This window comes from Pradoshia sp. TA40_28, from assembly GCF_059694525.1.
The window spans coordinates 175,054-186,444 of the sequence record NZ_JCATZO010000001.1; the positions used below are offsets into that span (position 1 = coordinate 175,054).

At 40.4% G+C, this 11,391-nt stretch carries 12 protein-coding genes; 11 read left to right on the forward strand and 1 reads right to left on the reverse strand.

The features are described 5' to 3' along the window. Window positions 1-182: 182 nt before the first annotated feature. On the forward strand, window positions 183-812 hold the full coding sequence (gene upp, locus AC58NB_RS00790) for a uracil phosphoribosyltransferase (RefSeq protein ID WP_491077352.1): 630 nt from the start codon (window positions 183-185) through the stop codon (window positions 810-812). Between the two features lie 165 nt (window positions 813-977). Here the strand turns inward: upp and AC58NB_RS00795 are convergent, their stop codons facing one another. Continuing rightward, complete coding sequence (locus AC58NB_RS00795) at window positions 978-1,562, reverse strand: hypothetical protein (RefSeq protein WP_497424901.1); 585 nt, start codon at window positions 1,560-1,562, stop codon at window positions 978-980. Window positions 1,563-1,784: 222 nt separating this feature from the next. Between AC58NB_RS00795 and AC58NB_RS00800 the strand changes: the two genes are divergently transcribed. From AC58NB_RS00800 to AC58NB_RS00845, 10 genes are all read left to right on the forward strand, one after another. Next, a complete protein-coding gene (locus tag AC58NB_RS00800; RefSeq protein ID WP_497424902.1) occupies window positions 1,785-3,977 on the forward strand; it encodes a S8 family serine peptidase in 2,193 nt (730 codons plus the stop codon). A 437-nt stretch (window positions 3,978-4,414) separates the two neighbouring features. Beyond that, window positions 4,415-4,795: an ATP synthase subunit I gene (locus AC58NB_RS00805; protein WP_497424903.1), complete on the forward strand. Its 381-nt coding sequence runs from the start codon at window positions 4,415-4,417 to the stop codon at window positions 4,793-4,795. 7 nt (window positions 4,796-4,802) lie between these two features. Continuing rightward, a complete protein-coding gene (gene atpB, locus AC58NB_RS00810; protein WP_497424904.1) occupies window positions 4,803-5,513 on the forward strand; it encodes a F0F1 ATP synthase subunit A in 711 nt (236 codons plus the stop codon). A gap of 52 nt (window positions 5,514-5,565) precedes the next feature. Continuing rightward, window positions 5,566-5,784, forward strand: a complete 219-nt coding sequence (gene atpE, locus AC58NB_RS00815) for a F0F1 ATP synthase subunit C (protein ID WP_491077357.1) — start codon at window positions 5,566-5,568, stop codon at window positions 5,782-5,784. Between the two features lie 144 nt (window positions 5,785-5,928). Further along, entirely contained in the window at window positions 5,929-6,453 is a 525-nt protein-coding gene (gene atpF / locus AC58NB_RS00820) for a F0F1 ATP synthase subunit B (protein WP_497424905.1), read from the forward strand. Then, the gene (locus AC58NB_RS00825) at window positions 6,450-6,986 is read left to right on the forward strand and encodes a F0F1 ATP synthase subunit delta (RefSeq protein WP_497424906.1); all 537 of its coding nucleotides are present in this window, start codon (window positions 6,450-6,452) and stop codon (window positions 6,984-6,986) included. The genes atpF and AC58NB_RS00825 overlap by 4 nt, the downstream gene beginning before the upstream one ends. Before the next feature lie 24 nt (window positions 6,987-7,010). Continuing rightward, window positions 7,011-8,519 carry a F0F1 ATP synthase subunit alpha gene (atpA, locus tag AC58NB_RS00830; RefSeq protein WP_497424907.1) on the forward strand — a complete coding sequence of 503 codons (1,509 nt, stop codon included), beginning with the start codon at window positions 7,011-7,013 and terminating at the stop codon, window positions 8,517-8,519. A 36-nt stretch (window positions 8,520-8,555) separates the two neighbouring features. After that, window positions 8,556-9,413, forward strand: coding sequence for a F0F1 ATP synthase subunit gamma (locus tag AC58NB_RS00835; protein WP_497424908.1), 858 nt, complete (start codon window positions 8,556-8,558; stop codon window positions 9,411-9,413). Window positions 9,414-9,473: 60 nt separating this feature from the next. Further along, the gene (atpD, locus tag AC58NB_RS00840; protein ID WP_497424909.1) at window positions 9,474-10,895 is read left to right on the forward strand and encodes a F0F1 ATP synthase subunit beta; all 1,422 of its coding nucleotides are present in this window, start codon (window positions 9,474-9,476) and stop codon (window positions 10,893-10,895) included. 30 nt (window positions 10,896-10,925) lie between these two features. Further along, on the forward strand, window positions 10,926-11,333 hold the full coding sequence (locus AC58NB_RS00845) for a F0F1 ATP synthase subunit epsilon (RefSeq protein WP_497424910.1): 408 nt from the start codon (window positions 10,926-10,928) through the stop codon (window positions 11,331-11,333). The last annotated feature ends 58 nt before the right edge of the window (window positions 11,334-11,391 follow it).

The following is an 11,391-nucleotide window of genomic DNA, read 5'->3' on the forward strand; positions in this document are numbered from 1 at the left end:
AAATAATAGGGAAGACTGTATAGAATGACGGATTTTTAAAAAACTAAGGCAGGTATATTTTTAAGTTAAATAAGCTTTAAATAGTATATTTTGGTAATCCGAAACTTGATTGAACAAATCGAGAATTTTCTGTACAATAAAACGAGTGTTAAAAAAGGAACATAAAGTGAGGAGAGATCCAATTGGGAAAAGTTTATGTGTTTGACCATCCGTTAATTCAACATAAGTTAACATTTATCCGTGATAAAAATACGGGCACAAAAGAATTCAGAGAATTAGTAGATGAAGTAGCTACTTTAATGGCTTTTGAAATTACCCGTGATCTCCCATTAGAAGAAGTCGAAATTGAAACGCCAGTCAGCAAATCAACATCTAAAACCATTGCAGGTAAAAAAGTAGCGATTATCCCTATTTTACGTGCCGGCCTTGGCATGGTTGACGGCATGATTAAAATTATACCGGCTGCAAAGGTTGGACATGTAGGGTTATACAGAGATCCTGAAACGTTGAAACCAGTTGAGTATTATGTAAAACTTCCTGCTGATGTAGAGGAAAGAGAATTTATCGTAGTTGATCCAATGCTTGCTACAGGTGGATCTGCTGTCGATGCGATCAGCGCAATTAAAAAGCGCGGCGCAAAAAATATTAAATTTGTTTGTTTGGTTGCGGCTCCTGAAGGTGTTAAAGCAGTAGAAGAAGCCCACCCAGATGTTGATATTTTCATCGCTGCACTTGATGAAAAATTAAATGATCACGGCTATATCGTACCAGGACTAGGTGACGCCGGCGATCGCTTATTCGGCACAAAATAAAAAAAACAATAGAGATGTTCAACAGCTGTTTTAGCTGATGAGCATCTCTTTTTTTTATTGAGTTTTAATTGGATAGGGTAGCTGCATAGCAGCTGGTGAATAAAAAAATAACCATTAAGCAGACAATGAATCTGTCTGCCTAATGGGAATATTAAAACAGTACGTTCAAATTTTATTTTTTTCTCGTTCTTTTCTTAACTCTTCAATTCTCTTCATTTCTTCCTGATATTCTTCCTCCACTTTCGAAGTTACCGGAAGAAAGGACTCATTATTATAATCAATCCGTTTTCCATATCGGATCATTTCATAAATGATCATTCCATTGTTCGGCTTTCCATTAAACGTATGCATCGGGATAATATCGAAGAGCACATAATAGATAGCATAGAAAGCGAAGCGATCCCAAAATGTCTTATATTCCGTAATCCATTCATTAACAATGGATGTATTGATGAGGAGAGCAATCGCCAGGTTCATTAAAATGGGTCCCAAGTAGACACAAATATAGGCGAACTTGTTCTCACGTTTTAAGTCATCGTACGAAAACCAGCTGTACAAATGGTAATATCTGCGGATATCAATCATCCCAACTTTAATGAGGCGTGGACCTGATCCAATCGTCAGTCTCGGATTAATAACACCAAATAACCAACTTACGATTAGGTAGCCCATCTCCCGAAGAAAAACGACGATAGGCAAGATGATAAAGGCAGAAGTTACTAATGATAAGAGATCGTAAAGTCCAAACATGTTGTATGCACTCCTATCTTATAGGCTTGTATCCTGACATTCATACCCTCTCCTGTGTGTAAACTAAACGATTTTTTGATAAGAGTAGCATGCTTCAAACAGTCTGCAGCCAATAGAGAAAGGATTCGATTGTTTAGTGGAAAGGGAAGAGAAGTCTTATTTACATGTATAAGAGTTTGCAGTTAAACCATTCTAAAAAATAAGGATGGTGATTTAGAATCAGTGAAACAAATTTTAATAGGAATCTTCATGTTTATTCAGTTTTTCGTATATATTCCGCATGGTTATGCTGAGGATACAGAGGTAGTTGTGATTGAAACAGTAAAAGATGAAGCACCTGACGAAGTAGCGGCAAAGCTGAATACAAAGTATCCAAGTATCAAACCGCGCTATTTTTATAATGTTGTATACACCGGTTTTTCGGCAAATGTTCCTTCCGCAATTCTTTCAAATTTACAAAACGAGAAATTAATTACGGCTATTTACCAAACAGGTTCACTGAAAACCTCTATTAAAAGAGACTCACAACCAAAAAGCCTGACGCACCTGAAATTTAATCATCAGCCATTTCGTGCTACAGGTAAGGGAGTAAAGGTAGGGGTCATTGATACAGGTATCGATTACACGCATCCTGATCTTAAGGCGAACTATAAAGGCGGGTATGATGTAATTGATAAGGATTCAGATCCGATGGAAACCATGGGGAATTCAAAAAATGCAACCATTCATGGGACACATGTGGCAGGGATTATTGGAGCTAATGGAAAAATGAAAGGAATCGCTCCTGAGGCCAGTATTTATGCATACAGAGCGCTGGGACCAGGCGGATATGGAACGACGGATCAAGTAATTGCAGCTATCGAGAAAGCAGTAAAGGACAAGATGGATATTATTAATCTGTCATTGGGAGATACGATGAATGGTCCTGATCTGCCTACGAGTATGGCTCTTGATAAGGCGGTAAAAAAGGGAATTGTAGCAGTCGTGGCCAATGGGAATGATGGACCGGCCATTTGGACGGTTGGATCACCAGGGACATCAGGAGGTGCGATAAGTATTGGGGCCAGTGCAGATGCAGGAAGAGCAAAGCGATTGAATTTTGCGAAGGACTGGACGGATATGAAGATTCAGCCTGTTATTGGTTCCCCGGAATGGAATTTCCCACATTCTATGTTACTAATGGATGCAGGCATTGGAAAAGAGAGAGATTACGACAACATTAAGGTGAAGAATAAAATTGTATTAGTTGAAAGGGGAGTAATCCCTTTTAAGGAAAAGGTGAAAAATGCAACGAATGCTGGGGCTTTGGGTGTAATCATTTTTAATAATGAAGAAGGAGAGTTAAATGCTTCACTTGAAATGAATTCAAAAATACCAGTCATCACTATCAAGCAAAAAGATGGGTTAAAAATGAAGCGGGCGATGAAAGAGGGACCACTTGCCTGCAGTACGATCGAGATAGAAGAAAAAGAAAAAATGGCTAACTTTAGTTCCAGAGGACCAGTCATTCATACCATTGGGATAAAACCTGATGTGGTAGCACCTGGTGTAGGTATTGAAAGTACAGTTCCTGGAGGCGCCTATCTATCTTTACAGGGAACAAGTATGGCAGCACCATATGCAGCGGGGGTTTGTGCTTTGTTAAAAGAGGCTCATCCTGACTGGACTCCTGAACAAATTAAATCTGCTTTAATGACTAGTGCCAATATGTTGAAGAATGAGAAACAAGAAATGTATCACACATTTGAACAGGGGGCAGGCCGGATAAATGTAAAGGGTGCTCTTGAAGAGGATACGTTTTTAGCCCCTTCATCTGTTACTTTCGGCATGGCAGCCAATGGCCGTACGTATAAAGCAAATATAGTAGTAGAAAATAGGAGCAAAGACAAAAAGCAGTATTATTTTTCAATTCCAAAAAAGGAAAGATTTAAGTCATGGAAGCTCCCAATGGCTTTTACGCTTGAAGGAGGCCAAAAAAAAACACTGGAGCTGCAACTTGAATTGGAAGATTGGAAAGAGAAAAAGGATCTTGAAGATGGGTATTTGTACCTCAATGAAACAGGACATTCTAAGGTTAGGCAGATTCCATATGTTTTTGCAATGAAAAATCCAAAGTATCCGATTGCTGAGGGGGTAGAGATTGAGCAAACAAAAGGCAAACGTCAAATAGATTTAAGCATTTATTTGCCGTTTGGAGCAGATTCTGTACGGTTTTCCCTCTATGATTCGGATTCGCTCATTTATATGAAGGATTTGGCGGAATTGAAAGATGTGAAAAGAGGAGTTTTCAAACAAAAGATTACTTTACCAGAAACAATTCAATCAAATTATTACGAAATTGTGACGGAAGTGGAGAAGAATCATCAAAAGGTAGTATTAAAACATACAATTTTCTTACAATTTCAGTTAAAATGAAATTTATATACTTATTTTTAACAGAACTGAGAATTTATTCTAGTATAGGTAATCGATTTACTACCTATCTGAATTGACAATCATTTTTGCCTATTGTATTCTTACATAGGGTATAAATGGTAGGGTTTTCAAATTGACAGACAAATTTCCATCTATCATGTCAATGAGGACGATGATAATTATAGCTTGTCCACCTATTCGTAGCAAAGGAGATTCGATGAAAAATAATCGCGGTACTTTTCATGCAATAGGTTTACTGTCTGCGATTTTATCACAATGGTCAGTCCAATGCTAATGGGAATATTTTTTGGTGGTGGCCCGATAATTAATAATTGGAACCCCTTTTTAAATCCTTTGTCTCCTGAATCGGACTAAGCAACAGGAGTGAATGCTGCTATCCGTTCAATAAATAACTACTTAATGGAGAAACCTATCAAATGCTAGAAGTCCACATTGTTTTCAAACGCTATCTTAAATTCACGTTCACCTTATTATCCATTTATGTTATTCTATGGGGTGTAACCCCATATAAAGCAGAAGCATTGGGAATGACATTGGGTAGTATTATAGGTATTTATAATATCTGGCTTTTATCTAAAAAAACTGCTCAATTGGGTGAAATGGTGCAGAATGGACGCAGCATGAAATCACTTGGGACAATCTCAAGAATGGCAGCAGCCGTTTTGGCTGTAGCAATTGCCATGCAATACCCAGATAGTTTTAATGTCTTTTTTGTTGTATTGGGATTAATGACGGGTTACCTTGTCATTATGATAGATTTAACAATCCATAACATAAGGCGGGGGGAAAAGAGGTGAATATAGATTGAATCATGGAGCACCTACAGTCGAGTTATTAGGCCTTACTTTCAATCTCGGTAATGTTCTGATGATCACAGTGGCGAGTTTGATTGTGTTTTTAATCGCCATATTGTCAACAAGAAAATTGGCAGTGAAACCAACAGGTATGCAGAACTTTATGGAGTGGGTCATTGACTTTGTCAGAAATATTATTAATAGCAACATGGACTGGAATACAGGCGGGCGCTTTTTAGTTCTTGGAACGACGCTCATCATGTACATATTTGTTTCAAATATGCTTGGTCTTCCATTCTCAGTAACATATAATGGAGACCTATGGTGGAAGTCGCCAACAGCCGATCCAGTAGTCGCTTTAACCCTTGCAGTGATGATCGTAGTTTTAACAAACTTCTATGGTCTGAAAATGCGTGGTTTTAAAGGTTACAGTAAAAACTTTGTATCACCAATGCCGTTCTTATTTCCCTTAAAGATTATTGAGGAGTTTGCAAATACCCTAACACTGGGCTTGCGTCTATTCGGTAATATTTATGCGGGTGAAATCTTACTCAGCCTTTTAGCAGGATCTCTTGCTACAGGACTTTGGGGCAATATTTTAGCTATTGTGCCAACGATTATATGGCAAGGTTTCAGTGTATTTATTGGAGCAATCCAGGCATTTATCTTTACGATGTTAACGATGGTTTACATGGCTCACAAAGTCAGCGAAGACCATTAATAATATAAAAAAATCTAATTTAAGTTATACAAATTAAAGGAGGAACTTCATAATGAGTTTGGGAGTTATAGCAGCAGCAATCGCAATCGGTTTAGCCGCTCTTGGAGCAGGTATTGGTAATGGTTTAATCGTATCTCGTACAGTAGAGGGTATCGCACGTCAACCGGAAGCACGTGGTATGCTTCAAACAACTATGTTCATCGGGGTAGCGTTAGTTGAGGCGATTCCTATCATCGCGGTTGTTATCGCGTTCATGGTATTGAACAAGTAATTGACAATATTGATGGCGGAGAATCAAGTGATTATCTTCGCCATTCCTTTATGTTTACTAAAATTTAGCCGTCCTTGTACGGTTTAAACGTATATGCACTAAAAAAGGTAATCCGTAAAGACTTCTGAAGGGAGTGAAATAGGGGTGTTATTTAATAATTTGGTACTTGGAGCTGCAGCACACAGCGGACTAAATACGGGAGACATCGTTTTCCAATTAGTCGCTTTCATTATCTTGATGCTTTTACTGAAAAAATTCGCATTTGGTCCTCTAATGGGCATTATGAAACAACGTGAATCTCATGTTGCAAGTGAAATTGAAGTAGCAGAAAAGAATCGTGCAGAAGCAGCTTCTTTGTTAGAAGAACAACGTACTATGCTGAAAGAAGCACGCCAGGAATCTTTGTCTCTTATTGAAGATGCTAAGAAACATGGTGAACAACAACGCGAAGAAATCATCGCTGTTGCCCGTCAGGAAGCTGAACGTGTGAAAGAGTCAGCGAAACGCGAAATTGAACAACAAAAAGAACAAGCAATGGTTGCCCTTCGTGAGCAGGTTGCATCCTTGTCCGTTCTAATTGCGTCCAAAGTGATTGAAAAAGAACTTAGTGAAGCTGATCAACAAAAATTAATTAACGATTACATTCAAGAGGCAGGAGAAGAGCGATGAGTAATACAGTTGTAGCAAAACGCTATGCAGATGCTCTTTTCCAAATTGCCAAGGAAGATAAACAAATTGACCGTTTGGAAGGTGAAATGCGGACATTGAAGCAAGTATTCCTTTCAAATAAGGAACTTACTTCATTCCTTGAGCATCCAAAGGTTGCTATGGAGAGTAAGAAAGACGCTATTAAAACGGCTTTTGCTACTATGTCTCCATCCATTCAAAACCTGTTAATGATTCTTGTAGAACGCCATCGCGAAAATATCGTGACGACTCTGGCAGATGAATTTATTTTATTAGTAAACGAATACACAGGTGTAGTCGATGCTAAAGTTTATTCTGTCCGTCCTTTATCGAAGCCGGAACAAGAGAGCATTTCAAAGGTTTTTGCCCAAAAAATTGGAAAACAGGCACTGCGCATTGAAAATATCGTAGACAGCAGTCTTCTAGGCGGAATCAAGCTGCGAATCGGTAACCGTATTTTTGATGGTACCGTTTTAGGTAAGTTGGAACGCTTGGAACGTCAATTGCTGGGTTAATATTAGAAGTTAGGGGTGAAATTCATGAGCATCAGAGCTGAAGAAATCAGCGCGCTGATTAAGAAACAAATTGAAGGCTATCAATCTGATATAGAAATGAGTGAAGTCGGCACCGTAATCGTTGTTGGTGACGGTATCGCGCGTGTTCATGGATTGGACAACGTCATGTCCGGAGAGTTATTGGAATTCTCCAACGGTGTAGTTGGTATGGCGCAAAACTTGGAAGAAAATAACGTCGGTGTTATTATCCTGGGTCCTTTCCGCGACATTAAAGAAGGAGACGAAGTACGCCGTACTGGCCGCATCATGGAAGTACCTGTAGGTGAGGCTGTAATCGGACGTGTCGTAAACCCTCTTGGACAACCACTTGATGGTATGGGTCCAATCGCTACAACTGAAACATTACCAATCGAAAACAATGCACCGGGTGTAATGGATCGTAAGTCTGTACACGAGCCTTTACAAACTGGTCTTAAAGCGATCGATGCCCTTGTTCCTATCGGACGTGGACAACGTGAATTAATCATTGGTGACCGTCAAACAGGTAAAACATCTGTAGCGATTGATACTATTTTGAACCAAAAAGATGAAAACATGATTTGTATCTATGTGGCAATCGGACAAAAAGAATCAACAGTTCGTGGAACAGTTGAAACTTTCCGTAAGCATGGTGCATTGGATTACACAATCGTCGTTTCAGCATCTGCATCTCAACCAGCTCCATTGCTATACTTGGCTCCGTACAGTGGGGTAACAATGGGTGAATATTTCATGCGCCAAGGCAAGCATGTCCTTGTTGTATATGATGATTTATCCAAACAAGCAGCAGCTTATCGTGAGCTTTCCTTGTTGCTTCGTCGTCCTCCAGGCCGTGAAGCATTCCCAGGGGATGTATTCTACTTGCACTCCCGTCTATTGGAGCGTGCTGCGAAATTGAACGATACACTTGGTTCAGGTTCAATCACAGCATTACCGTTCGTTGAAACACAAGCAGGGGACATCTCCGCTTATATCCCAACAAACGTTATCTCTATCACAGATGGACAAATATTCTTGCAATCTGATCTTTTCTTCTCCGGCGTACGTCCTGCAATCAATGCGGGTCTATCCGTATCCCGTGTAGGTGGATCAGCGCAAATTAAAGCAATGAAAAAAGTTGCCGGTACTCTACGTTTGGACTTGGCATCTTTCCGTGAGCTTGAAGCTTTCTCCCAATTCGGATCTGACTTGGATAAAGCAACACAAGCTAAATTAAATCGTGGTCAACGTACAGTAGAAGTATTAAAACAAGATCTTCACAAGCCACTTCGTGTAGAACAACAAGTATTGATTCTATACTGCTTGACTCGTGGATTCCTTGATGATATTCCATTGGCTGATATCAGACGTTTTGAAGCTGAAATCATCGAATGGACTGCACGTAATCATAATGAGCTGTTTGAACATATCCGCACAACTGGCGATCTTCCAAAAGAAGATGATATGAAAGCAGCGATTGCTGAATTTAAAAAACAATTTGTTGTATCGGAATAACAGGATAGGCATTAAATACTAGGATGGTGAGAATGAATGGCATCATTACGTGATATAGATGCGCGTATAAAATCAACTAAAAAGACGAGCCAAATCACAAAAGCCATGCAAATGGTTTCCGCCTCCAAATTGAATCGTGCCGAAGCGAACGCGAAAGCTTTTGTACCGTACATGGAGAAAATCCAAGAGGTCGTAGCGAGCATTGCGAATGGAAGCACGGATGCATCTCATCCGATGCTGGTCTCACGTCCTGTGAAGAGAACCGGATATTTGGTTATCACTTCCGATCGCGGATTGGCTGGAGCCTATAATAGTAGTGTCTTACGTAAAGTTTATCAGACAATCAATGAACGCCATCAATCCCCGGATGAATACGGTATTATCGTTCTCGGACGTGTAGGAAGCGAGTTCTTCCGCATCCGTGGAATGAACGTCATCCAGGAGATGGTCGGATTGTCTGATCAACCAAGCTTTGACGACATTAAAGAAATTACAGCCAGTACGGTAAAATTATTCGCAGACGAAACTGTTGACGAAATCTATATGTACTACAACCACTTTATTAGTGCTATTTCCCAAGAAGTAACGGAAACTAAACTTTTACCTCTTGGAAGTGTAGAAGGAAATGCAGCAGCAAAATCTTATGAATTCGAACCTAATGAGGAAGAGATTCTGGAAGTGTTACTGCCACAATACGCTGAGAGCTTAATCTATGGCGCATTGTTGGATGGTAAGGCAAGCGAACACGCTTCACGGATGACGGCAATGAAGAGTGCAACGGATAATGCTTCCGAGCTTATCGGCTCTCTGACATTGACATACAACCGTGCTCGTCAGGCTGCAATTACACAAGAAATTACCGAGATTGTCGGCGGAGCCGCTGCACTCGAATAGATAAAATGGAACTATAGATTCGAACATTCACACGGCATAGAGTAAATAGGAGGGAATGGAATGAACATAGGACGCGTTACTCAAGTCATGGGTCCGGTTGTCGACGTTAGATTTGAAAACGGCAAACTACCTGAGATCTATAACGCTCTGAAGATCAACATTTCCAAAGGAGCGCCTGCTGATGAAGCAGAATACCTTACTTTGGAAGTTGCTCTTCACTTAGGCGATGATACGGTTCGTACGATTGCAATGGCTTCTACAGACGGATTAGTCCGTAATGCAGAGGTAATCGATACAGGAGCACCAATTTCTGTACCGGTTGGAGACATAACACTTGGTCGTGTATTCAACGTGTTAGGTGAAAAAATCGATTTAGATGCTCCTCTAGAAGGAAACTATCAAAAAGATCCAATCCATAGAGAAGCTCCAAAATTTGAAGAACTATCTACTGAAGTTGAGATCCTGGAAACAGGTATCAAAGTAGTAGACTTACTAGCACCTTATATTAAAGGTGGAAAAATCGGATTGTTCGGTGGTGCCGGTGTAGGTAAAACTGTATTAATCCAAGAATTAATCAATAATATCGCCCAAGAACACGGTGGTATCTCCGTATTCGCAGGTGTTGGAGAACGTACTCGTGAAGGTAATGACCTTTACCACGAAATGACTGACTCCGGTGTTATCAAGAAAACAGCCATGGTATTCGGACAAATGAACGAACCACCGGGTGCGCGTATGCGTGTTGCCTTGACTGGTTTGACAATGGCTGAGTATTTCCGTGATGCACAAGGTCAGGACGTACTATTCTTCATCGATAATATCTTCCGTTTCACACAAGCCGGTTCAGAAGTATCCGCCCTTCTTGGACGTATGCCTTCTGCCGTTGGTTACCAACCAACATTGGCTACAGAAATGGGTCAATTACAAGAGCGTATTACATCCACTAACGTGGGTTCTGTTACATCTATTCAAGCAATCTATGTACCAGCCGATGACTACACGGATCCGGCTCCGGCTACAACATTTGCCCACTTAGATGCAACAACAAACTTAGAGCGTAAACTATCAGAAATGGGTATTTACCCAGCTGTGGATCCATTGGCATCTACATCTCGTGCGCTTTCTCCTGAGATCGTTGGAGAAGAACACTATGAAGTAGCTCGTAGCGTTCAATCTACATTGCAACGTTACAGAGAATTACAAGATATCATTGCCATTCTGGGTATGGACGAATTGGGAGAAGATGATAAATTAGTCGTTGCCCGTGCACGACGTATTCAAAACTTCTTATCTCAAAACTTCCACGTAGCTGAACAGTTTACTGGTCAAAAAGGTTCTTACGTACCAGTTAAAGAAACAGTTAGAGGCTTCAAAGAAATCCTTGAAGGCAAATACGACAACCTTCCTGAAGATGCATTCCGTTTAGTTGGACGCATTGAAGACGTTGTTGAAAAAGCTAAGCAAATGGGCGTTGAGGCTTAAACCAAAAGGATCTTATAGGAGGGCACATATATGAGAACGATTAAAGTTTCTGTAGTTACTCCTGGCGGTCCTGTATTGGAAGAAGAAGTAGAAATGGTCAGTACCAAAGCAAAAACGGGGGAACTTGGTATTCTTGCCGGACATGTTCCAATGGTCGCTCCACTTGATATCGGTTCCGTTCGTTTAAAAACGGGTAACAATACAGAATGGGTTGCTGTATCCGGAGGATTCATGGAAGTGAACGGAGAAGAAGTAACCATACTCGCGCAGTCAGCTGAACGTGCTGAAGATATTGATACTGCTCGCGCCAAACAGGCTAAAGCACGTGCCGAAAGACGACTTCAAGACAGACAAGTTGAAATTGACGCACATCGTGCTGAACTGGCACTTAAGCGTGCTTTAAACCGTCTAGATATTGCTGAACACAACAGACGATAAAAGGTCATTTAAAAACTCCAGGGGAGAACCCCCTGGAGTTTTTTTGTACATAACTTGG